The sequence below is a fragment of the Halosolutus halophilus genome (assembly GCF_022869805.1).
GTDB classification, from domain to species: domain Archaea; phylum Halobacteriota; class Halobacteria; order Halobacteriales; family Natrialbaceae; genus Halosolutus; species Halosolutus halophilus.
This window is the reverse complement of sequence record NZ_CP094974.1, coordinates 3,481,068-3,502,177: the sequence shown is the minus strand read 5'-3', so window position 1 is coordinate 3,502,177 and position 21,110 is coordinate 3,481,068. Positions and strand designations below refer to the sequence as shown.

The 21,110-nt window shown below is 66.2% G+C and carries 23 protein-coding genes; 14 read left to right on the top strand and 9 right to left on the bottom strand.

Annotated elements, in window-relative coordinates; translation table 11 throughout:
* Positions 1–4: 4 nt before the first annotated feature.
* Positions 5–1,249, bottom strand: a complete 1,245-nt coding sequence (locus MUG98_RS17225) for an ABC transporter substrate-binding protein (RefSeq protein WP_265108664.1) — start codon at positions 1,247–1,249, stop codon at positions 5–7.
* 239 nt (positions 1,250–1,488) lie between these two features.
* Between MUG98_RS17225 and MUG98_RS17220 the strand changes: the two genes are divergently transcribed.
* Entirely contained in the window at positions 1,489–2,322 is an 834-nt protein-coding gene (locus MUG98_RS17220) for a proline dehydrogenase family protein (RefSeq protein ID WP_265108663.1), read from the top strand.
* A 28-nt stretch (positions 2,323–2,350) separates the two neighbouring features.
* Here the strand turns inward: MUG98_RS17220 and MUG98_RS17215 are convergent, their stop codons facing one another.
* A complete protein-coding gene (locus MUG98_RS17215; protein ID WP_265108662.1) occupies positions 2,351–3,091 on the bottom strand; it encodes a helix-turn-helix domain-containing protein in 741 nt (246 codons plus the stop codon).
* Between the two features lie 92 nt (positions 3,092–3,183).
* Here MUG98_RS17215 and MUG98_RS17210 point away from each other — a divergent pair, with 92 nt between their 5' ends.
* On the top strand, positions 3,184–4,716 hold the full coding sequence (locus MUG98_RS17210) for an aldehyde dehydrogenase family protein (protein ID WP_265108661.1): 1,533 nt from the start codon (positions 3,184–3,186) through the stop codon (positions 4,714–4,716).
* Between the two features lie 139 nt (positions 4,717–4,855).
* Here the strand turns inward: MUG98_RS17210 and MUG98_RS17205 are convergent, their stop codons facing one another.
* A complete protein-coding gene (locus MUG98_RS17205) occupies positions 4,856–5,683 on the bottom strand; it encodes a crotonase/enoyl-CoA hydratase family protein (protein WP_265108660.1) in 828 nt (275 codons plus the stop codon).
* Between the two features lie 105 nt (positions 5,684–5,788).
* Between MUG98_RS17205 and MUG98_RS17200 the strand changes: the two genes are divergently transcribed.
* Positions 5,789–7,357 (top strand): class I adenylate-forming enzyme family protein, encoded by a 1,569-nt coding sequence (locus tag MUG98_RS17200; protein ID WP_265108659.1) that lies wholly within the window; start codon positions 5,789–5,791, stop codon positions 7,355–7,357.
* 50 nt (positions 7,358–7,407) lie between these two features.
* Positions 7,408–8,457, top strand: coding sequence for a WD40/YVTN/BNR-like repeat-containing protein (locus MUG98_RS17195; protein WP_265108658.1), 1,050 nt, complete (start codon positions 7,408–7,410; stop codon positions 8,455–8,457).
* A gap of 278 nt (positions 8,458–8,735) precedes the next feature.
* Here the strand turns inward: MUG98_RS17195 and MUG98_RS17190 are convergent, their stop codons facing one another.
* Positions 8,736–8,984, bottom strand: coding sequence for a hypothetical protein (locus tag MUG98_RS17190; RefSeq protein WP_265108657.1), 249 nt, complete (start codon positions 8,982–8,984; stop codon positions 8,736–8,738).
* A 201-nt stretch (positions 8,985–9,185) separates the two neighbouring features.
* Between MUG98_RS17190 and MUG98_RS17185 the strand changes: the two genes are divergently transcribed.
* From MUG98_RS17185 to MUG98_RS17175, 3 genes are all read left to right on the top strand, one after another.
* Positions 9,186–9,506 (top strand): 30S ribosomal protein S24e, encoded by a 321-nt coding sequence (locus MUG98_RS17185; RefSeq protein ID WP_265108656.1) that lies wholly within the window; start codon positions 9,186–9,188, stop codon positions 9,504–9,506.
* Positions 9,507–9,641, top strand: coding sequence for a 30S ribosomal protein S27ae (locus MUG98_RS17180; RefSeq protein WP_265108655.1), 135 nt, complete (start codon positions 9,507–9,509; stop codon positions 9,639–9,641). It begins immediately after the preceding gene.
* Between the two features lie 174 nt (positions 9,642–9,815).
* Entirely contained in the window at positions 9,816–11,462 is a 1,647-nt protein-coding gene (locus tag MUG98_RS17175) for a bifunctional N(6)-L-threonylcarbamoyladenine synthase/serine/threonine protein kinase (protein ID WP_265108654.1), read from the top strand.
* Here the strand turns inward: MUG98_RS17175 and MUG98_RS17170 are convergent, their stop codons facing one another.
* Positions 11,463–11,684, bottom strand: coding sequence for a YgaP family membrane protein (locus MUG98_RS17170; protein WP_265108653.1), 222 nt, complete (start codon positions 11,682–11,684; stop codon positions 11,463–11,465).
* A gap of 97 nt (positions 11,685–11,781) precedes the next feature.
* On the opposite strand from MUG98_RS17170, the gene MUG98_RS17165 reads away from it, so the two are divergent.
* The 3 genes from MUG98_RS17165 to MUG98_RS17155 all read left to right on the top strand — a co-directional run bounded on the left by MUG98_RS17165 (position 11,782) and on the right by MUG98_RS17155 (position 13,944).
* Positions 11,782–12,438, top strand: a complete 657-nt coding sequence (locus MUG98_RS17165) for a helix-turn-helix domain-containing protein (protein ID WP_265108652.1) — start codon at positions 11,782–11,784, stop codon at positions 12,436–12,438.
* A gap of 461 nt (positions 12,439–12,899) precedes the next feature.
* Entirely contained in the window at positions 12,900–13,577 is a 678-nt protein-coding gene (gene pcp, locus MUG98_RS17160; protein WP_265108651.1) for a pyroglutamyl-peptidase I, read from the top strand.
* Between the two features lie 79 nt (positions 13,578–13,656).
* On the top strand, positions 13,657–13,944 hold the full coding sequence (locus MUG98_RS17155; RefSeq protein ID WP_265108650.1) for a DUF5808 domain-containing protein: 288 nt from the start codon (positions 13,657–13,659) through the stop codon (positions 13,942–13,944).
* 197 nt (positions 13,945–14,141) lie between these two features.
* Here MUG98_RS17155 and surE read toward each other — a convergent pair whose 3' ends face one another.
* From surE to MUG98_RS17140, 3 genes are all read right to left on the bottom strand, one after another.
* Positions 14,142–14,975, bottom strand: a complete 834-nt coding sequence (gene surE / locus MUG98_RS17150) for a 5'/3'-nucleotidase SurE (RefSeq protein WP_265108649.1) — start codon at positions 14,973–14,975, stop codon at positions 14,142–14,144.
* Positions 14,976–15,050: 75 nt separating this feature from the next.
* A complete protein-coding gene (locus MUG98_RS17145; RefSeq protein ID WP_265108648.1) occupies positions 15,051–16,130 on the bottom strand; it encodes a Gfo/Idh/MocA family protein in 1,080 nt (359 codons plus the stop codon).
* Between the two features lie 97 nt (positions 16,131–16,227).
* Positions 16,228–17,889 carry an NADH-quinone oxidoreductase subunit D gene (locus tag MUG98_RS17140; protein ID WP_265108647.1) on the bottom strand — a complete coding sequence of 554 codons (1,662 nt, stop codon included), beginning with the start codon at positions 17,887–17,889 and terminating at the stop codon, positions 16,228–16,230.
* 83 nt (positions 17,890–17,972) lie between these two features.
* On the opposite strand from MUG98_RS17140, the gene MUG98_RS17135 reads away from it, so the two are divergent.
* Positions 17,973–18,623, top strand: a complete 651-nt coding sequence (locus MUG98_RS17135) for a helix-turn-helix domain-containing protein (protein WP_265108646.1) — start codon at positions 17,973–17,975, stop codon at positions 18,621–18,623.
* Between the two features lie 89 nt (positions 18,624–18,712).
* Here MUG98_RS17135 and MUG98_RS17130 read toward each other — a convergent pair whose 3' ends face one another.
* Positions 18,713–18,970, bottom strand: coding sequence for a DUF7861 family protein (locus MUG98_RS17130; protein WP_265108645.1), 258 nt, complete (start codon positions 18,968–18,970; stop codon positions 18,713–18,715).
* A gap of 108 nt (positions 18,971–19,078) precedes the next feature.
* On the opposite strand from MUG98_RS17130, the gene rdgB reads away from it, so the two are divergent.
* The 3 genes from rdgB (at position 19,079) to arsM (ending at position 21,103) form a co-directional block, all read left to right on the top strand.
* Complete coding sequence (gene rdgB, locus MUG98_RS17125) at positions 19,079–19,675, top strand: RdgB/HAM1 family non-canonical purine NTP pyrophosphatase (RefSeq protein ID WP_265108644.1); 597 nt, start codon at positions 19,079–19,081, stop codon at positions 19,673–19,675.
* Between the two features lie 180 nt (positions 19,676–19,855).
* Complete coding sequence (locus MUG98_RS17120) at positions 19,856–20,245, top strand: ArsR/SmtB family transcription factor (RefSeq protein WP_265108643.1); 390 nt, start codon at positions 19,856–19,858, stop codon at positions 20,243–20,245.
* A 45-nt stretch (positions 20,246–20,290) separates the two neighbouring features.
* Positions 20,291–21,103, top strand: a complete 813-nt coding sequence (gene arsM / locus MUG98_RS17115) for an arsenite methyltransferase (protein ID WP_265108642.1) — start codon at positions 20,291–20,293, stop codon at positions 21,101–21,103.
* Positions 21,104–21,110 lie beyond the last annotated feature (7 nt).

Here is a 21,110-nt window from a genome sequence, read left to right as displayed (position 1 = left end):
CCGATTACGATTCCCGGAACTCGATCGAGACGTAATCGTGGTCCTGGACTTCCATCACCACGAGACTGCCCCGCGGATCGCCGTTCTCGTCGAAGTCGATCGGGCCGCTCACTCCCTGATAATTGATATCCGCGGGTGAGCCACCGTCGGCGAGAATCTCGCGGGCTTCCTCGTAGGTGAAGACCTTCTCGCCCTCGGGGCGGGTGACGTCGCGAACGACGTCGCCGAGCGCCTCGCCGGTAAACTCGTCGGCAGCCTGGATCGAGAGCGCCGCAGTGACCACGCAGTCGTACGCGAACGCGGACCAGGCCGTCGGCGCCTCGTCGTACTCGTCTTCGAAGGCCGCGGCGAACTCCTCGTAGTTCTCCTGGCCTTTCGGCGCTGCCGGTTCGACGAGTTTCATCCCGTCCATGCTGCCTTCGGGCGTCCCCTCGAGCACGGTGTCACCACGGTTGGAGTCGGCCCCGTACAGCTGGGCCTCGTACCCGTTCTCGTACATGTTCGTGACCATCGTCGCGAACTCCTGCTGGTAGGTGATACAGAGCCAGGCCTCCGCACCGGAGTTGTTCATCTCGGAGACGAGGCTGGTGTACGACGCCTGTTCACCGTCGTGGGCGCTATCGTAGACGATGTCCCCCTCGTAGGCGTCTTCGAAGGCGTCGAACAGGCTCTCACCGAACTCGTCGTTGTTGTAGGTCACTGCGACCTCGTCGTAGCCGTCTTCGCTGATGATGTCCGCAAGCGCGATCGATTGCGTTCGTCCGCTGGGTGACATCCGGAGCAGTCCGGGGTGGTCGGTCAGGCTGAGTCCGGTCGAGTTCTGGCTCAACTGGACGACGTCGGTCCCCTGAATGACGCTCTCGTAGATGGACACCGACACGCCCGAGCCGACCGCCCCGATGACGAACGGAACGCTGTTCTGGTTGACCAGTTTCTGTGCCGCCGAAACGCCCTGTTGAACGTCACCTTCGGAGTCCTCGACGATAATATCGAGGTCCCGATCCTTGACGCCGATCTCGTTGATGTGATCGATCGCCAGGTCTTTGGCACGCTGGTTTCGCTCACCGAAGTCGGCCAGCGACCCGGACAGCGAGTCGATCATCCCGATCGTGTAGGTGTCAGAGTCTCCGTTTCCGTCGCCCTCTTCGTCAGTCGTCCCGACGCAGCCGGCCAGTGCCGCCACCCCCAGGGCACTGCCGAACGTCAGGACGTCTCTTCGATTCTGTAGTGGTGTGTCATCGTCCGCCATAGCTGTTCGTTGGATTGGGAAGTTCCCCGGTTAGTACCACCACCGACCATGGTCAGCCCGGCCGCTGGACCCCTCGGTGCCGGGTCAGGATCGATCCCGTTCGCCGAGCGATCGGGCGTCACGAGGCCCACGATCGAGGGTTTGCCGCGGGCGAGCGAGTGTGCCGACGGCCGCCGCGGTCCGGTCGGGCGTCTATGGTCGGGTGTCCGTTTACCCCGTTTCCGTCCAACCTTCCGGCTATGCTCCTCCCAATTGCGAACAATTTCGTCGCCGCCGAAGAGCGGTCGGGGGCGCTGTCGCACGTCGCCGACCTCAACGATGACGGTATCGCGGGCATTCTGAATCTGCTCGGCGAACACTACGACGATCCGGCGGACGCGGCCGCAGACGCCGACGCCTACGTCGAACTCGTCGAGGCGATCGACGACGCCGGACTCGACTGCTGTATCTCGGTGAAACCGTCGCAGATCGGCCTCGACGTCGGTGACGAGGTCTTCCGGACCCACCTCGAACGAATCGTCGACGCGGGCGTCGAGCACGACGTTTTCGTCTGGATCGACATGGAAGATTACACGACGACCGACGTCACGCTCGACGCGTTCGAGCACCACGCGCGGGAAACCGACGGGAACGTCGGTGTCTGCATCCAGGCGAACCTGAAGCGAACGCCCGAGGACGTCGAGCGACTGGCCGACGTCCCCGGCAAGGTGCGCTTCGTCAAGGGCGCGTACGACGAACCGGGACGCGTCGCCTACAAGAAGAAGGCGCGGGTGAACGAGGCGTACCGCGACCTGCTCGCGACCGCCTTCGAGACGTTCGACGACGGGATCGCGGTCGGCAGCCACGACCCGGACGTGATCGAGTACGTCGAAGGCCTCGCCGCTGAGCACGACACGCCCTTCGAGTTCCAGTTGCTCATGGGCGTTCGCGAGGACGCCCAGCACGAACTCGCCGCGGAGTACGACGTCTACCAGTACGTCCCCTACGGAGGGAAGTGGCTGTCGTACTTCTACCGCCGCATCCGCGAACGCAAGGAGAACGCGCTGTTCGCCCTCCGAGCGATCGTTAGCTGACCAGTCGGTGCTGGCGTCCCGCACCGGGTCACTCGGGGGCGACGTCGTCGGGATCGAGGAGTTTCGACTCGGCCTTTCGCAGGTGGTCGAGCAAGGTCGTCTTCGAGATGTCGAGTTCGGCGGCGAGTTCGCGGGTCGAGACGCCGCGGGGCCACTGGTAGTACCCCCGATCGCGCGCGAGTTCGAACACTTGCCGCTGGGTACTGGTGAGCGAATCCATTCGGCGTTTGCGCTCGGATTCCCCCGGCGGCCTGCTCGTGATGGTCTCGACCGAGACCTCCGCGCCGCCGGCGTCGCAGACGCCGTCGATCGCGGTCTCGATCTCGTCCCGATCGCCGGGGAAACAGACCTCCCAGTACTCCTGTCCCCCCTCGATTCGAACGGGCGCGCTGTGGATGAAGCCGTGCTCGAGCAGCGTCGGACAGATCATGTCCCGGGGATCGTACTCGAGGAAAAACTCGGTGACGACGTTCCCCGGGAGCGAGGCCGATTGCCGTCGCCCGAACCGTTCCTGGAGTTCGAGCACCTCGCCTGCCAGCGGCGACTCGCGGATCTCGTCGAGCAACGCCTCGACCTCGGCCGTCGTCTCGCCGAACGCGGTGAACAGCCCGTTGACCGGCTGGTCCTCCGCCGTCGGTGCATTGTAAATCGCGTGTGCGAGAATTCCGCCGCCGACCCGATCGGTCGATTCGATCGCCCAGCAGTTCGGATGCCACAGCTCGAGTGTCAGCCGCGTTCCCTGAAGTGGTCGGCTCACGTTCGCTGTCATTCAGTGGCGAACCAAATAGTTCTCGTTTCACGGATCACCACCCTCCCATGGGCGGGTTGCGTTATTCTATCCCGACGGTAGAACCGCCGTCCATGAGTCAGCAACAGCAGGTGTACGGTCATCACATCGGCGGCGAGTGGATCGACGGTACCGGTACCGAGACCTTCGCGAGTGAGAACCCGGCGACCGGCGAGGAACTCGCGCGGTTCCAGCAGGGCACCGAGTCGGACGTCGACGCCGCCCTCGAAGCCGCCGAAGGTGCCTTCGAGGAGTGGCGCGAACTGTCGTACATCGATCGAGCGGAGTACCTCTGGGACATCTACCACGAACTCCGCGATCGCACCGAGGAACTCGCCGAAATCGTCACGAAGGAGTGTGGCAAGGAGATCAGCGAAGGGCGCGCGGACGTCATCGAGGCGTACCACATGGTCGAGTGGGCGGCGGGCAACGCTCGCCACCCCCACGGCGACGTGGTTCCGAGCGAAATCGGGAGCAAAGACGCCTACATGCGGCGCAAACCGCGTGGGGTCATCGGTTGCATCACGCCGTGGAACTTCCCGGTCGCGATTCCGTTCTGGCACATGGCGATCGCGCTCGTCGAGGGGAACACGGTCGTCTGGAAACCCGCCGAACAGACGCCGTGGTGCGGCCAGATCATCGCCGAGATGATGGACGACGCAGGGATCCCGGACGGCGTGTTCAACATGGTACAGGGCTTCGGCGGCGCTGGCGCGGCGATCACCGACGACGGTCGTGTGGATACGGTCCTCTTTACTGGCTCGGCCGAAGTGGGCCACGAGATCGCGAGCAAGGTCGGCGGCGAACCCGGCAAACTCGCGGCCTGCGAGATGGGCGGCAAGAACGGCATCGTCATCACCGAAGAAGCGGACCTCGACATCGCGGTTCATTCCGCGGTGATGTCGAGTTTCAAGACGACCGGCCAGCGCTGCGTCTCCTCCGAACGGCTGATCGTTCACGAGGACGTCTACGACGAGTTCAAGGAACGGTACGTCGACGTCGCCGAGAAGGTCGCCGTCGGCAATCCTCTGCAGGAGGATACGTTCATGGGGCCCGCGATCGAGGCCGACCACGTCGAAAAGATCCATCGTCACAACCAGTTGGCACGGGACGAGGGTGCCGAGGTGCTCGTCGATCGAGCGGAACTCGACGACGCGGAGATCCCCGACGGCCACAGCGAGGGCCACTGGGTCGGCCCGTTCGTCTACGAGATCGACTACGACACGGACCTGCGCTGTCTCAAAGAGGAGTGTTTCGGCCCCCACGTCGCCCTCCTGAAGTACTCGGGTGACATCGAGGACGCCGTCGAGATTCACAACGACACCCCCTACGGACTGGCCGGCGCGATCATCTCGGAGGACTATCGCCAGATCAACTACTTCCGCGATCACGCCGACCTCGGCCTGGCGTACGCGAACCTGCCCTGCATCGGCGCGGAGGTCCAGTTGCCCTTCGGCGGCGTCAAGAAGTCCGGCAACGGCTACCCGAGCGCACGTGAAGCGATCGAGGCCGTCACCGAGCGCACCGCGTGGACGATGAACAACTCGAAAGAGATCGAGATGGCCCAGGGCCTCTCGGCCGATATCACGACCTCGGACGACGACTGATCGACCCGGTCAGGTACCGGCGACCGATCGGCCCAATCGGTCTCGGATCCGTGCCTTGTCGGCGGCCTACAGATCGTCTACCGCCCGGCGAATGGGATCGACGTGGCTTCTCCGAGACGATCGTCTCGAAGGTTCGCGCTCAGAACAGGTCGCCCCGATCGCGCTCTCGAACGGCTTGCTCGAACCCGACCTCTTCACAGCGGTCCTTGAACGCGATCCCTTCGGGCGTGTGTCGTGCCATCCCGTCGAAAATGGTCGCCAGCGTCTGACTCGTCTCGAGACCCATGTTTTCGTAGGCCGTGTTGACGGCGAGTTTCTGCATCATCAGCTGATTCGCCGGGATGCCGGCGACTCGCTTCGCGAGGGCTGCGACGGCGTCGTCCAGTTCGTCGTCGGGGTAGGCACGATGGATAAGACCCATGCGCTCTGCCTCGATGCCGTCGATCAGGTCACCGGTCAGGAGCATCCGCTTGGCGTCACCGGGCCCGAGTCGATAGACCCACAGCATCGTGGTCGGACACCCCCACACCCGCGCCGGCGGATACCCGATCGTCGCGTCCTCGCTCATCAGGACCACGTCGGCACAGAGGGCGATGTCCGATCCCCCGGCGACCGCCGGACCGTCGATTTTACAGATCACCGGCGTGTGACTGTGCCATATTCGCATGTAGTTCTCCGTGAATCCCTTCATGAGTCGATAGTCCGCCATCGGATCCCACGGCATCTCCTGGCTGCCGGGGACCGGACGGGGTCGTTCGGCGAACAGTTCGAGATCGTACCCGGAGCAAAACGCCTCACCGGCCCCCTCCAGCACGATTACCCGGACCTCGTCGTCCGCTTCGGCGCGATCGATGGCCGCAGCGAGCGCCCCGGGCATCGACTCGGTGATCGCGTTGAATCGATCGGGTCGGTTCAACGTGACGTGCGCGATTCGGCCGTCGGTTTCGTACAGGACCTCGTCGGTCATGGAAGCCACTCCCACGGCACCCTCCATCAATGATAGTTTTTTGCCACTATCTCGATCCCGAAAACCACCCTCGTACTTATCGGGTATCCTGTTGGCGAATCACACATGAACGTCTACGATCACTTCGAACACGTCGCGACGAAATCACCGACGAAAACGGCGGTTTCGGGGCCCGGTTCCGGGGACGGGATCAGTTACGAAGAGCTCGATCAGCAGGCGAGACAGGTCGCCGCCTGGGTCGACGCAACGGTCCAGGACGGCGGACGCGTCGCGATCTACCTTCCGGACGAGCCCGCGTATCTCCCCGTCGTCCTCGGAATCTGGCGTGCCGGACGCGTGGGAACGCCGCTGAACGCCCGATTCGGGCTCGACGAACTCGAGTACACGCTCTCTGACCTCGACCCGTCGGCGCTGGTCACGAGCGAGGCGTTCGCCGACGAGAGCCGGCAACTCGTCGATCGGATCGAGGCGCTCGAGGAGGATGCCATCGTGACGGCCGACGACGTGAGACGATTCGATCCGGCGGCGTTCCCGCCGGCGACGGACGCCCCCGAGACGGTCCGGCGACTCGACGACGAGACGGCCGTCGTCATGTACACCTCCGGGACGACGGGCCGACCGAAGGGCGTCGTCCAGACCCACCGGAACGTCTCGGCGCAGGTCGACGTCGGCATCACGTTTTACGGACTGGACGAGACGGACGTCGTCCTCGCGCCGGTCCCCCTGTTCCACGTCGGCGGCCTGTACGGGTGTGCCATCCCGGCGCTACTCGCCGGCGGCACCGTCGTCGTCCAGCGCGGCTGGGACGCGACCGACTGGGCGCGGCTCGTCGAGGAGACCAGCGCGACCGTCACCGGCCTCATCCCCACGATGATGATCGACGCGCTCAACACCGACGAGGCGCACGCGTACGACACGTCGTCGCTCCGGATCGCCTTCTACGGCGGTGCCCCCGCGCCGGGCCCGGCACTCGAGCGGTTCGGCGACGCGTTCGACGTCGACGCGCTGTTGAACTACTACGGACAGACGGAGAATACGGGCCTGAGCGTGACCTTCGATCCGGGAACGGAGCCGGAACCGGGTCTCATGGGGCGGCCGACGCAGGCCGTCGAAGCCGACGTCGTCGAGATCGGCGGCACCGAGCCGGTCGACCCCGGAGAACCCGGTGAACTCCTCCTGCGGGGAGACGTCATCATGCCCCGCTACTGGAACGATCCGGAGCGGACGGCGGCGGCGTTCACCGATGACGTCCCCAGGAGCGAAGCGACTGAGGAGTCGGAAGACGGGACTTCCGGACGGTGGCTACGGACCGGCGACGTCGTCAGGCAGGACGACGACGGACGGCTGTACTACGTCGATCGGGTCGACGACATGATCGTCACCGGCGGTGAGAACGTCGCCCCGAGCGCCGTCGAAGACGTCCTCCAAGGGATGGACGAGATCGCGGCCGTCGCCGTCTTCGGGACGCCACACGAGCGCTGGGGCGAGGCCGTCACGGCAGCGATCGTCCCCGACGAGGATCTCACCGAGGACGACGTACTCGAGTACTGGGAGTCGACCGTCGAGATGGCCGACTACCAGAAACCGCGACGGATCGTCTTCGTCGACGAGTTCCCGCGGACGGCGACGCAGAAGATCGACAAATCGACGCTCGCCGAACGGGTGACCGACTGACTCGATCGGCCGGGACAACGTTTCTCCCCGCTGGCACCGTAGTGGCAGGTATGACGATCGGCTACGTCGCGATGCGAGACCGACTCCTCGTCTGCGAGGGGGACGGGACCGACGAGTGGGAGACGTCGACGGCACTCCAGGGCCACGACCTCGAGTGCGTCGCGGCCGCCCCCACGATGCCGGACCGGGTGTTCGTCGGGACGTTCGAGAACGGACTCGTCCGGAGTACCGACGGTGGGGAATCGTTCGATCGGCTCGAAACCGATTTCGTCGGGAACGAACCCGCGGCCGACGGGGACGAGACGCCCGGGGACACCGCCGTGATGTCGCTGGCGATCAGTCCCCACGATCCGGACGTCGTCTACGCGGGCACCGAACCCAGTCGGATCTACCGGTCGACGGACGGCGGGGACTCCTGGATCCACCTCGACGGCCTGACCGACCTGCCGTCCGCGTCGGAGTGGTACTTCCCGCCCCGGCCACACACCCACCACGTGCGCTGGCTCGAGGTGGACCCCTTCGATCCCGATCGGCTCGCCGTCGGCATCGAGGCTGGCGCGTTCGTCTACAGTACCGACGGGGGCGAGACGTGGCGGGAACGGCCCCCCGGATCGCGTCGGGACAACCACAGTCTCGCTATCCACCCCGATCGGGAGGGGCGGATCTACGCCGCGGCGGGCGACGGCTACGCCGAGAGCGACGACGGGGGCGAAACCTGGCGTCATCCACAGGCCGGACTCGATCACCGCTACTGCTGGAGCGTCGTCCCCGATCCCGGCGACCCCGATCGCGTGCTGGTCTCGAGTGCCAGCGGTGCCCGGACGGCCCACGCGGCCGAGCGGGCCGACTCCTACGTCTACCGGCGGGACGGTGCCGACGCCGACTGGGAGCGTCTCGACGGGCGCGGAGTGCCGACGGGCGAGGGAGTCGCCAGGACCGTCTTCGATACGACCGGCGAGAACGGCGTCGTGTACGGGGTGACCAATCGCGGACTATTCGTCACCGACGACTTCGGCGATCGCTGGGACCGCGTCCCGATCGCCTGGGGCGACGACCTCGAGAGGCTGACGCCGCGGGGGTTGGTGGTGCTGTCCGGGTGATTCAGCCACCGACGTGCCGTCGGTCGAGAACCGCGACGACTGCGACCGCGTGAACGGGAGCGACGAGCAGGCTGCTCGGAACGGTCCCCAACGGGGGTCGCGAGGAACAATCCCGTCTCGGTCGGTTCTGACCGGATGTGGAGTTCGCTCGAATCGTCTCGCCGGGGTCGGCCGTCGGACTGGCCTCGTCCGGAGACCAATCGAATCGCGACAATCAAACCGGGTCACAACCGTGCTTCGAGCAGCGAGAGAACCAGCGATACCCGGTGAAGGGGGCGTTACCGCTCCGAGTCGCGCCCGAGGCCCGAGAGCCACCCCTCGCGCCGATCGGGGACGTGGATCGTGTGGTCGTCCTCGTCGACGAGCGTCGCGGTGAGTGCCAGGCCGACGACGCTGGCGAGGATGAGGAACCCGCCGACGGCCACCAGCGGGCCCACGCCCTGCAGAAAGAACCCGAGGACGAGCACCAGTGACCCGACGAGCTGGGTACCGAGTAAGCCGCCGAAGACGATCGATTCTGTGTCCATGCTAGCACGGACGAGCCGTACGAAGGTAAAGGAATTACGCGAAACGCCTGTATTTCCGGACATCCGACCGGTATTCCGCCGTCGCCCGTCGACGGGAGACGCTCGATCGAGGAACGGGGCAGGACGGTGGGTGGTGACGCCCCCCGGCTTCGAAATCCTTTTAGGCGCTACACGGGGATAGTAGGGTAACTGAGTGATATCATGGACGTCGACATCATCTCCGAGGAGGAGAACCCCATGTTGCATCGAACGGACGTTACATTCGAACTGATCCACGAGGACGCGACGCCCTCGCGCCTGCAGGTTCGCGACAGTCTCGCTGCGAAGCTGAACAAGGACGCCGCCGAGGTCGTCATCCGGAAACTCGATACCAAGTTCGGGATGCGCAAGACGGTCGGCCAGGCGAAGGTTTACGACACGGCCGACTCCGCCCGCGAGGTCGAGCAGGACCACATGCTCGAGCGCAACAAGATCGGCGTCGAGGAAGAGAGCGAGGCAGAAGCCGAACCGGAGGAAGCATAGATGGCGCGCTACGAACTCTACAACGAGGACGGTACCACGGCGCGCGAACAGTGCCCCCGCTGTGGCGACGCCTTCCTCGCCGACCACGGCGATCGGACCCACTGCGGCAAGTGCGGCTACACCGAGTGGGAGTAAGGCGATGCGGCGAGCGGAGCGAGACGCATCGTGGAAAAGCGAACGGCGAACGCCGTGAGCGGCGAGGCATCCGGCGCAGCGAGAGGCCTCGGGAAACGCGTCCGGGAAGCGGTTGCCGGCGCGACGCCCCGTAAACCGGCCCGTGAGCACCACTCCGGGCGATAACTACAAACTGTGAGCACTGGTATTCGGGTACTCGGGATCGAGGGTACCGCCTGGGCGGCCAGCGCGGCCGTCTACGATACCGAGACCGATGACGTATTCATCGAGAGCGACGCGTACCAGCCAGAGAGCGGCGGCATTCACCCCCGCGAAGCCGCCGAACACATGCACGACGCGATTCCCCGCGTCGTCGAGACGGCGCTCGATCGCGCCCGCGAGACCGGCGATCGATCGGGAACCGAACCCCCGGTCGATGCCGTCGCCTTCTCCCGCGGTCCCGGACTCGGCCCCTGTCTGCGCGTGGTCGGGACGGCCGCGCGGGCGCTGAGTCAGACCCTCGACGTCCCACTGGTCGGGGTGAACCACATGGTCGCCCACCTCGAGATCGGTCGCCACGCCGCCGGCTTCGACTCGCCGGTCTGTCTGAACGCGAGCGGCGCGAACGCGCACCTGCTGGCCTACCGGAACGGCCGCTATCGCGTCCTCGGGGAGACGATGGACACCGGCGTCGGCAACGCGATCGACAAGTTTACCCGCCACGTCGGCTGGTCACACCCCGGCGGGCCGAAGGTCGAGGACGCGGCGAAAGACGGCGAGTACGTCGACCTCCCCTACGTCGTCAAGGGGATGGACTTCTCTTTCTCGGGGATCATGAGCGCAGCCAAGGGGCGGTACGACGACGGGGTTCCGGTCGAGGACATCTGTTACTCGCTACAGGAGACGATCTTCGGGATGCTCACCGAGGTCTCCGAGCGGGCGCTCTCGCTGACCGGCAGCGACGAACTCGTCCTCGGAGGTGGCGTCGGGCAGAACGCGCGACTCCGGGAGATGCTCCGAGAGATGTGCGCACGACGCGGGGCCGAGTTCCACGCACCCGAACCGCGATTTCTGCGGGACAACGCGGGCATGATCGCCGTCCTCGGCGCGAAGATGTACGACGCGGGCGATACGCTCGCGATCGAGGACTCCCGGGTCGATCCGGACTTCCGGCCCGACCAGGTCCCAGTTACCTGGCGGACGGACGAACCGGAACTCGCCGCCGGTCGCGGCGACGGCCCCCTGCAGGGCGCCGAAGCGATCGTCGATCTCGATCCCGAGGCGGGCCGGGTGACGAAACGACGCGAAGCCAAGACCTACCGTCACCCCGCTCTCGACGATCGACTCCGCCGGGAACGAACCCGCATCGAGGCCCGCCTCACGAGTCAGGCCCGCAGGGAGGGCGTGCCGACGCCGGTACTCTCGGACGTCGATCCACGCGAATCGCGCCTCGAACTCGAGTACGTCGGCGATCGGGACCTCCGGGCGATCGTCCGAGCGAGCGACGCGGCCGCCGCGGCCGATCGGGTCCGTGACGTCGGCCGGTACCTGGCAGTGCTCCACCGGGCGGGGTTCGTCCACGGCGATCCGACCACGCGGAACGTCAGAGTGAATTCGGACCGCACGTACCTCATCGACTTCGGCCTCGGCTACCACTCCGATCACGTCGAGGACTACGCGATGGATCTCCACGTCTTCGATCAGAGTCTCGTCGGCACGGCGGCCGATCCCGGCCCCCTTCGCGAGGCGGTCCGCGAGGGCTATCGCGAGGTCGGCGACGAGGGAGTTCTCGATCGCCTCCGGGAGGTCGAGGGTCGCGGGCGATACGTCGACGACGCGTGATCACGCCGCGGAGCAGGACTCGCCCGTCGTATCGACGCCGAACAGGTAGTTTCCGCCGCAGAATCCGAGCAACGCGTTATTGAGTAAACCGAGGCCGGCTATCCCCGCGATCGCCGCCCGCTCGCGTTCGTCGTCCTGGTAGGCCGCGAGTGCGACGACGACGAGCCAGATGCCGAGAACGCCACGAACGATGCGATCGTATCGGCCGACGTTTTGCTGCATACGCGTTCGGACGGTGGTATCGGAGGAACCGTTTGAGCCGAATATTTCGGCCCCGTTTATTACGGAGCGCGGTGATCGTCCCGATCGAAAGGGATCGATGAAACGCGTTCGCATCACGCTCGCTCCCGCCGGCGAGTACGCTCCGCCGATCTATCGACTGCTCGCGGGCGGTGCCGCGTACCTCGATCGGGTCGAGATCTGCAACTGGAACGTCGCGACGCCGCCGTCGGCGTTCCTGCTGTGGCTCCGCGGCGACTACCGGCGGTTCGAGACCGAACTGGAGCGGCGCGAAAACGTCCACGAGTACGAGATCCTCCCGATCACGGACCGGGAGTGTCACTGTTTTTTCGAGGGGACGGTCTCGTCGGCCGCACGATCCCTGTTCGAGAACTTCACGCGGGGAAGCCTGATGACGGTCCCGCCGATCGAGTGCAACGACGACGGGAGCAACACCTACACGATCATCGGTTCCGAGCGGGACACTCAGGCCGCGATCGATGGCGTTCCCGACGGCGTCGACGTCACCGTCGAGGCGGTCGGCGGCGAGACCGTCGCCCCCGAGAGCGCGGTCGGTCGCCTCTCTCCCCGCCAGCGCGAGGCGATCGAGACCGCACTGGCGATCGGGTACTACGACGTCCCGCGCGAGGCGACGATCGACGACATCGCCCGCGAACTGGACTGCGGGACCGCGACGGCGGCGGAACACCTCCAGAAGGGGGAGTCGAACCTGATCGCGGCCCTGTTCGACGGGTGACGATCGATCGAGTGCCGCTATTCGCGAGAATCGGGCCGTTTCGTACGGCGGCGGTGGTCAACCGGGGTTATTTTGGGATTCCCAGCGGCCGTTTGCAGTTCTTACAGAGGAACAGATTTCGATTCCCGTAGAGGCTGATATTCTTCCCGTCGAACCCGAGTTCGGTCACCTCGTGACCCTCCGTAAGTTGTGCTTTCGATTCGATAGTCGTTTCACAGTTCGGACACGTAAGCTCGGATTCCATCGAGATACGTACGAGAGCCCCGCGTAAATAGCCATCTCCGAACCGTCGAGTGAGGGTTACTATTTTAACGGGTGTGTGGACGGGTATTCCGTGCAGTGGGACCGTCTTCGCAGTAGCCGCCGAACTCGATCGCGACCCGGAGGGTCGGTCGCGTGGGGTCGGTCGCCATCGATCGGAAACCGGGACACTCTTGTCCGGACTGAACCAGATCAGATCGATGAGCGACGTCCTGCTTACGGGGTACGAACCGTTCGGCGACTTCGAGACGAATCCCGCACTTCGGCTCGCGACGCGACTCGACGGCACCGACGTCGGATCGGGGACGGTCGTCGGCCGGGAACTCCCCGTCGCGTTCGATCGGGCGACACCGCAACTCGAGGCCGCCGTGGCGGAACACGACCCCGAGATCGTCTGTGCGCTCGGACTGGCGGCCGGCAGACGCACCCTCACGATCGAACGGGTCGGGATCAATCTTCGGGATACGTCCGGGTCCGGGGTTCCGGACAACGCCGATCGGGAAGTCGTCGACGACCCCGTCGTCGACGACGGGCCGGACGCGTACTTCGCGACGCTGCCGGTACGAGAGATGACGGAGGCGATGCAGGAGGCGGGCGTACCGACGCAGCTCTCGACCGACGCCGGGACGCACCTCTGTAACAACCTGTTGTACGCAGCACGTCACCTCGTCGAGACGACCGATCACGACTTTCGGGCCGGGTTCGTCCACGTCCCGTTCTCGCACGCACAAGCGGCTGCGAGGGCCGACGGCGAGCCGAGTATGGCACTCGAGACGATGGAGACCGGACTCGCCGTGGGTCTCGAGGCGGCACTCGAAGGCGTGACCGATACTGCAGCGACCGCCGACGCGGACGTCGGGGCCGACCCGGGGGAGTGATCAGGAACTGGGACTGAACAATTTCCGGGATCGAGACGGGCACACAATACTCTTATCGGGGGAGGCCGTACGTTCGCCTATGGCAGACAAGCCCACTTCCGGTGAGATTCTCGGGGTGCCGTACAACTTCGAACGACCCAGCATCGGCCGGATGCTCTCCTCGTACTGGCGGCCCGGGGAAGGAATGCTCGTCGAGAAACCCTTCGGCGTCGGCTACACCCTGAACCTCGCCAACTGGCGATCTTGGGTCGTCGTTCTCGTCGCCGGCGCGCTCCTCTGGCAGCAAGAACAGGATACGGGCGGGAGCACCGAAGATACCGACGACGAACCGGTCGAGGTCATCGTCGACGACGAGAGCGGCGACTGAATCGCCGCCGCACGTCGCGGTCGCCGATCGCGATTTTTGTTCGAACGACCGTGGCCGCCGTGTACGGCAGCGCAGTCGCACGTCGCGGCTCGTTTTTGACACCGGCACGAACGTCTCGAATCGCTCCGCTCGCGGTTGGAGACGCATGGACAGCGTGCGTATTCAGGCCCCGCCGGCTGTCACAGTAGCGGGACGACTCAAGCCGGATACTCGTCCACGAATCGATCGAGCGCCTCGTGGGCCGTCGATCGGTACGGCACCGACAGCGGCGAGATGCTGGTCCGATCGGCGAGGATCGCCCGGCGATCGGTCCCGGGTTCGTCGGGGATCGATCCGTCGGCCATCTGCTCCCAGAGCCGGTTGTGGAGTCGGAACTCGCCGTTCTCGACGCTACCGTCCATCTCGTAGACGGTTGACGGGCGCGTGAGTTCGACGGCGGTCGTCTCGCGGTGTGGCCCCGGCGTGTTGACGTTGAAATAGTCGACGCGCTCGAAGACGTCGTGCTCGAGTGCGTACTCGACGAGGTCGGCCGCCAGCGCGGCCGGTTCCGCGAACGACCCGGGAGTGAGATCTCCGTCGTGGCCGAGCGTATCCATCGAGACGGCGACCGACGGCGTGTCGAGAAACGCGGCCTCCATCGCGGCGCTGACGGTCCCCGATCGGGAGAGAACGTACGCCCCGAGGTTCGCACCCGGGTTACAGCCGGCGACGACGACGTCGGGTTCGGGATCGAGTGCTCCCAGTCCGACGACGACGCAATCGCAGGGCGTCCCGTCGATCGCGTAGCCGAGGTCGTGGTCGGCGTGGGGGACCGGACTCGAGAACTGGGCGTTCTCGAATCCGATCGCGGGTTCGTCGTCCTCGCCCGCGGTCCGACCGTACGTGAGCGACCGACCGACCGCGCTCCGGTTGTCCGCGGGCGCGAGCACCCGGACCGTGCCGATCGACGAGAGTTCGTCGGCCAGCGCGCGGAGGCCGGGCGCGTCGATGCCGTCGTCGTTGGTCAGCAGGATGTGTGGGCCGTCGCTCATCTACCGGATGCTGAACCGGCGGCGAGTAAAAGCTAGCCGGTTGGGGACTCCGGTTCCGACCGCACGGAAGCCGAATCAGTCGATCGAGACGGACGTTCCCCGCTCGGCGGAGCGATAGATGGCGTCCATCACGCGCTGGACGGTCAGCGCCTGATCGACGGTACCGAGTTCGTGTGGTTCGCCGGAAGCTACGGCCTCGAGGAATCGCCTATCGCTGCCCTCCCAGCCGGCGTGGTCGATCGATCCCTCGGTCAGCGTCGCATCGAGGTTGTGATCGGTGCCCTGCGTGCCGCTGCGGAACATCGTGAGCGCCTCGCCGCCGAGTTCCAGTTCGGCACCGGCTTCGGTCCCGCGGACGACGAAGTCGGTCGTCTCGGCCTGATTGGCGGCCCACGTAACCTCGAGCGAGATCGTCCGATCGTCCGCACAGCGGATCATCGCCGTCGCCGAGTCCTCGACGTCGAACACCGCCTCCTCGGTTTCGTCGTACCAGTCGCCGGGATCCACGTAGTCGTCGCGCTGACCGAACTCGGTCCGGGTGACGGCGAAGACCTCCTCGACCTCGGGATACCCCAGCAGGTAGAGCGCGAAGTCGATCGCGTGGACGCCGATGTCGACGACGGCACCGCCGCCGGCCAGTTCCTCGCTGGTGAACCACGAACCGACGCCGGGGATGCCGCGGCGACGGACGTAGTTCGCGTCGACGTGGGTGATCTCGCCGAAGTAGCCCTCGGCGCGGTAGTCCGCGAACACCTCGGCGGCCGTCGAGACGCGGTTGTGGAAGTTCACCGCGCAGAAGCCGTCGGCCTCCGCGGCCGCGGCGGCGATCCGCTCGGCGCTCTCGAGGTCGTCCGCGAGGGGTTTCTCACAGAAGACGTCGTAGCCGCGTTCGAGCGCCGCGACGACCGCCTCCTCGTGGAACGTGTTCGGCGTCGAGACCGCGACGGCGTCCAGATTTTCGCCGTCGTACATCTCCGCGAACTCCTCGTAGGTCCGCGCGTCGTACGTCTCCGCGAACTCCGTGCGCGTCTCGGCGACGAGGTCGGCACCGGCGACGACCTCGTGGCCGAACGCCTCGGCGTTGGCGGCGTGCGTCTGTCCCATGAACCCGAGTCCGACGACGCCCAGGCGGACGCGATCGTCTGCATTACTCATACATCGAGTAAATATCTCCCATCGGTGAAAGAAGTATGCGTGGCGGCGACTCCCCAGGCACCGTCGACGGTCGCGGCCTCGTCGGTCGACCGGGGGACTACCGATCGACTTCGCCCATGATGCAGTCCAGGCTTCCGATCGCCGCGATCAGGTCCGCGACGTACTCCCCGCGGACGATCTCGGGAAGGACCGAGAGGTTCGAGAAACAGGGGCTGCGGATCTTGAACCGGGCGGGCGTGTCGGTCCCGTCCGACCGGACGTAGATCCCGAGTTCGCCCTTGGCCCCCTCGACCGCACGATAGATCTCGGCGTCGGCGTCGGGTTTGAGCGTCCGCGGGACATTGGCCTGGATCTCCCGATCGTCGCTGGGCCAGGTCTCGAGGAGGGCACAGCACTGGGCGACGATCCTCGCGGACTCCTCGAGTTCCCCCATGCGGACGAGCACCCGCGCGTAGTTGTCGCCGTCCGGTTCGGTGACGACGTTCCACTCGAGGTCGGAGTAGTAGCCGTAGGGGTCGTCGCGCCGGAGATCGTAGTCGATCCCGGAGCCCCGCGCGACCGGCCCGGTACAGCCGTACCGTCTGGCCGTCTCCGGATCGAGGACGCCGGTGTCGACGCACCGGTGCTGGAAGACCTCGTTCGTGACGAGCAGGTCGTGGTACTCGTCGATCTTCGCGGGGAGCCCGTCGAGGACGTCCCGGACTCCGGTGAGGAACTCCTCGCGCGGCTCCGGCAGGTCCCACACGACCCCGCCCAGCCGGAAGTAGTTGAACATCATCCGCTGGCCGGTCAGGTCCTCCAGGAGGTCGAGCACGAGTTCCCGATCGCGCATGGCGTACTGGAAGGTCGCGGTGAACTCCCCGACGACGTCCAGCGCGTAGGTGCCGAGTGCGATGAAGTGGGCGGCCATCCGGGAGAGCTCCGCGCCCATCGTCCGGACGACCTGCGCGTACTCGGGGACCTCGATATCGGCCAGGTCCTCGGCGGCGCGAGCGTAGGCCCACTCGTTCAGCAGGCCGGCGGACACCCAGTCCCAGCGATCGGGGTAGGGCATGATCTGGTGACGGTAGGTGCCCTGCTGACACAGTTGCTCCTCGCAGCGGTGGATGTAGCCGATGTCCGGGTCGACGTCGACCACGGTTTCCCCGTCCAGGACAGTCTCGACGTGGAGCACGCCGTGAGTCGAGGGGTGATGCGGACCAATGTTGAGAAACATCGTGTCGGACTCGGGGTCGCGCTCGTCGCCGGCGATCGGGTTCGCGTGCTCGGAGAGGGTGACGACCTGTGGCTGATCCTGATCGTACCCGAGCGAGAGCGGGTGGCCCTGCCACGTCTCGGGCAACAGGATCCGTCGCAGGTCGGGGTGGCCCTCGTACTCGATCCCGACGAGGTCGTAAGCCTCCCGCTCGTGCCAGTTCGCCGTCGGATACACCGGCGCGGCCGACTCGCCCACCGGGTCGTCGATCGGTGTCTGGACGACGACGCTCACCTCGCGGGTCGGATCGGCGTAGGATCGCAGGTGGTAGATCGTCTCGAACCGATCGGGGTACTGCTGGGCCGTGACGCAGGCACAGTGGTCGAACCCGGCCTCGTCCCGGAGCGCGGTCAGCGCCGCCTGGACCTCGTCCGGGCGGACGACGAAGCCGGGCGCGTTCAGGTGGTCGTCACGATCGATCGCGTACTCGGCGACCACGTCCGCGACCGGGCGATCGGTGCCCGATCCCCCGGGCGACTCCTCGAGCGACGAGTGTGCGGCCATACCCCTCTGTTGGGACAGGACGGGCGAGTCGCTACTGCGCCACGCGCTAGGCTATTTATATCACCCTCCTGAACCGTACGGCCATGAAGGCCGTTCGGCTCACCCTCCGGCACGACGCCGAGACGGTCCATCCGATGCGCCGGTTCGTCTCGGATCACGACGCCTTCGGGGACTATCGGATGGTCCACGGGAACTTCTCCGGTGCCGACGAGCACGCGTTCATCTTTCACGTCGTGGGCGACCCCGACGTATACGAGACCGCCCTCACGGAGTTCGGCGGCGTCGAATCGTACGACCTCACCCGGACGGGTGACCGATCGTTCTCGGTCTACGTCCGCGACGTCCCCGACGACGTCGGCAGCCAGTTGATCGACACGTTCTCGCAGGGGAGTCTCGTTCCGCTCCCGCCGCTCGAGTACCGATCGGACTGGTCGGTCCGCTTTTCCGTCGCCGGCGAGTCCGACGACCTCAAGCGATCGCTGGCACAGATCCCCGATGGGATCGAGCCGACCGTCGACGGAGTCGGCGAGTACGACGGCGGCGACGCTGTCATCGGGGCGCTCACTGCCCGCCAGCGCGAAGCGCTCCGGGTCGCTCGCGACCTGGGGTACTTCGACGTGCCGCGATCGGCGAGCGTCGAGGACGTGGCGGCGGAACTGGACTGTGCACCGGGGACGGCCGCCGAACACCTCCGGAAGGCCGAGGCGACGGTGATGGGCGAACTCGAGTTGTGAGCGCGAACCGGGAACCGGCCCGACAGCGGTCGAGTCATCCGATCGCCGTCCCGCCGCCCGACTGCTGTCCGTGCGTTCGATCGCCGTCTCTACGCCCGACCGCCGTGTTTGCGATACCAGACCCGTTCGCCGACCGGGGACGCGTCCCCGTCGAGATCCAGCCTACGCAGGACCAGGTCTCGGACCGCGGCCGTGACGACGAGTTCGATCGTCTCCCCGGCCGCGGTCCGGACGGCGACCACGCAGTGGCCGTCCCGGTCGTCGATCCGTTCGATCGTCCCGATCGACCACCGGGCGGTGTCCTGAGTGGGTTTTCTCGCGTGGATCCGATCGTGGGGTGCGGTCACACTGCAGCAGGGTTGGCGGGCAGAGCACTTCCGTGCGTCGCCGACCGGTGCCGGAAGCGCCGCGAGCTAACCGACGGGATTTTGCCACCGCCGGCCGGCCAGTCGTACATGACCATCCGCTTCGTCACGGGAAACGAGGGCAAGGTCGAGGAAGCGCGCGAGTATCTCGACGGGATCGACGACGTCGAACAGGTCGCGTACGACTACACCGAGATCCAGAGCGACTCGCTCGCGGACATCGCGGCCCACGGCGCACGCGAGGCGTTCGAGGCGCTCGGGGGCGAGGACCCGGTCCTCGTCGACGACGCGGGTCTGTTCGTCGACGCGCTCGGTGGCTTCCCCGGTCCGTACTCGGCGTACGTCGAAGAGACGGTCGGGGTCGATCGACTCTGGCGACTGGCGAAGGGGGAAGAGAACCGACGGGCGCGATTTCGGACGGTACTGGCCTACGCGGGGAGCGAGGTCCCACGGACCTCGAGCGACGCGGAGAGCGACGCACCAGCCGTCGGCGTCGAGACGTTCGCGGGATCGGTCGCCGGCACGCTCGTCGCGCCGCGCGGCGAAGGCGGGTTCGGTTACGATCCGATCTTCGAGTACAACGGCCAGACGATGGCCGAGATGAGCACCGCGGAGAAGAACGCGATTTCACACCGGGGCCGGGCGCTGGCCGAGTTCGTGGAGTGGTACGCCGATCGCCACGACTGATATCGTAATTTCTCGATCTGATCATTCCGGAGGTCCCGCCGATTCTAACCAGTAGGTGGATTATTCGAGGGCGTGGAGCGCAACCCTAGACTTATATCGGAGTATCTCGATGTGGGACGTGGAGACACGAGATGACGAATAGCTGCACGACGTCGAAAATACAGATTGGGAAAACCCGATATGTCGTCGGACGATGACCACCTCGCGGACGCCTGTTGCACGGTCGAACAACTGCGCGACGACGTGGCGGACCCCGTCGCGGATCTCGAGGGGTTGCGATCGGACGCGGAGCGAGTCGAGACGCAAACGGCGGTCTACGGCGCGCTCGCGAACGAACACCGGGTCCGGATCCTCGAAGCGCTCCGCGACGGCGAGCGGTGCGTCTGCGAGTTGCAGGTCGTCCTCGACGCACCGCAGTCGACGGTTGCGACGCACCTCCGGACGCTCCGTGAGGCCGGCCTGGTCAAGAGCCGAAAGAAGGGCCGATGGACGTACTACCGGATCGCCGACACCGCGGTCTTCGAGTTGCTCGACGTCGCCGCGGCCGTGGACGTTCCGGACGACGACTGACGGCGAACCTGTACCGACGACGAACGACACACGGACACCAACACGATGACAGACGAGACACCGACCGCACCGACGACGGACGAGACGACACCGACCGATACCGACCCGACGACCCGCCGATCGACCGTCCGCGATGAGTACGGGTCGATCGCGAGTACCGACTGCGACTGCTGTGGCACGGACGACACCACCATCGAGGCCGACGAGACGGCCAGCGATCGGGCCCGCTCGATCGGCTACGACGCGACCGATCTCGAGGGGACTCCCGACGACGCAAATCTCGGACTGGGCTGTGGGAACCCGATCGCGATCTCGAACCTTGAGGTCGGCGAGACGGTACTCGACCTCGGCTCAGGCGGCGGGTTCGACTGCTTCCTCGCGGCGCGCGAGGTCGGCCCCGAGGGACGCGCGATCGGCGTCGACATGACGCCCGAGATGCTCGAGAAGGCCCGGGCGAACGCCCGCGAGAGCGACCTCGAGAACGTCGAGTTTCGGCTCGGCGAGATCGAGCACCTGCCGGTCGCGGACGGGACGATCGACGCGATCATCTCGAACTGCGTCGTCAACCTCTCGCCCGAGAAGCCGCGGGTGCTCGCGGAGGCGTTCCGGGTGCTTCGACCCGGCGGCAGGCTCGCGATATCGGACCTCGTCGCGACCGAGCCGCTTCCCGACGAAGTCCGGGAGAATCCCGAGGCCGTCACCGCCTGCGTGGGCGGTGCTGCGACGATCGACGAGATGGACCGCTGGCTCGACGACGCGGGCTTCGTCGACGTCTCGATCACGATCGAGGGCGAGTGGACCGACGACCTGCCGATCGTCTCCGCACGGATCGAAGCGCGGAAACCGGAGGCCGAGTGACGGTGCC

Excerpts from the sequence above, each read along its gene's own strand:
- arsM (WP_265108642.1), top strand. The coding sequence starts at position 20,291 with ATGACAGACGAGACACCGACCGCACCGACGACGGACGAGACGACACCG.
- MUG98_RS17170 (WP_265108653.1), bottom strand. The coding sequence starts at position 11,684 with ATGCAGCAAAACGTCGGCCGATACGATCGCATCGTTCGTGGCGTTCTC.
- MUG98_RS17140 (WP_265108647.1), bottom strand. The coding sequence starts at position 17,889 with ATGGCCGCACACTCGTCGCTCGAGGAGTCGCCCGGGGGATCGGGCACC.
- MUG98_RS17120 (WP_265108643.1), top strand. The coding sequence starts at position 19,856 with ATGTCGTCGGACGATGACCACCTCGCGGACGCCTGTTGCACGGTCGAA.
- MUG98_RS17195 (WP_265108658.1), top strand. The coding sequence starts at position 7,408 with ATGACGATCGGCTACGTCGCGATGCGAGACCGACTCCTCGTCTGCGAG.
- MUG98_RS17135 (WP_265108646.1), top strand. The coding sequence starts at position 17,973 with ATGAAGGCCGTTCGGCTCACCCTCCGGCACGACGCCGAGACGGTCCAT.
- MUG98_RS17180 (WP_265108655.1), top strand. The coding sequence starts at position 9,507 with ATGGCGCGCTACGAACTCTACAACGAGGACGGTACCACGGCGCGCGAA.
- surE (WP_265108649.1), bottom strand. The coding sequence starts at position 14,975 with ATGAGCGACGGCCCACACATCCTGCTGACCAACGACGACGGCATCGAC.
- MUG98_RS17220 (WP_265108663.1), top strand. The coding sequence starts at position 1,489 with ATGCTCCTCCCAATTGCGAACAATTTCGTCGCCGCCGAAGAGCGGTCG.
- MUG98_RS17155 (WP_265108650.1), top strand. The coding sequence starts at position 13,657 with ATGGCAGACAAGCCCACTTCCGGTGAGATTCTCGGGGTGCCGTACAAC.
- MUG98_RS17200 (WP_265108659.1), top strand. The coding sequence starts at position 5,789 with ATGAACGTCTACGATCACTTCGAACACGTCGCGACGAAATCACCGACG.
- MUG98_RS17210 (WP_265108661.1), top strand. The coding sequence starts at position 3,184 with ATGAGTCAGCAACAGCAGGTGTACGGTCATCACATCGGCGGCGAGTGG.
- rdgB (WP_265108644.1), top strand. The coding sequence starts at position 19,079 with ATGACCATCCGCTTCGTCACGGGAAACGAGGGCAAGGTCGAGGAAGCG.
- MUG98_RS17145 (WP_265108648.1), bottom strand. The coding sequence starts at position 16,130 with ATGAGTAATGCAGACGATCGCGTCCGCCTGGGCGTCGTCGGACTCGGG.
- MUG98_RS17205 (WP_265108660.1), bottom strand. The coding sequence starts at position 5,683 with ATGACCGACGAGGTCCTGTACGAAACCGACGGCCGAATCGCGCACGTC.
- MUG98_RS17185 (WP_265108656.1), top strand. The coding sequence starts at position 9,186 with ATGGACGTCGACATCATCTCCGAGGAGGAGAACCCCATGTTGCATCGA.
- MUG98_RS17225 (WP_265108664.1), bottom strand. The coding sequence starts at position 1,249 with ATGGCGGACGATGACACACCACTACAGAATCGAAGAGACGTCCTGACG.
- pcp (WP_265108651.1), top strand. The coding sequence starts at position 12,900 with ATGAGCGACGTCCTGCTTACGGGGTACGAACCGTTCGGCGACTTCGAG.
- MUG98_RS17215 (WP_265108662.1), bottom strand. The coding sequence starts at position 3,091 with ATGACAGCGAACGTGAGCCGACCACTTCAGGGAACGCGGCTGACACTC.
- MUG98_RS17165 (WP_265108652.1), top strand. The coding sequence starts at position 11,782 with ATGAAACGCGTTCGCATCACGCTCGCTCCCGCCGGCGAGTACGCTCCG.
- MUG98_RS17190 (WP_265108657.1), bottom strand. The coding sequence starts at position 8,984 with ATGGACACAGAATCGATCGTCTTCGGCGGCTTACTCGGTACCCAGCTC.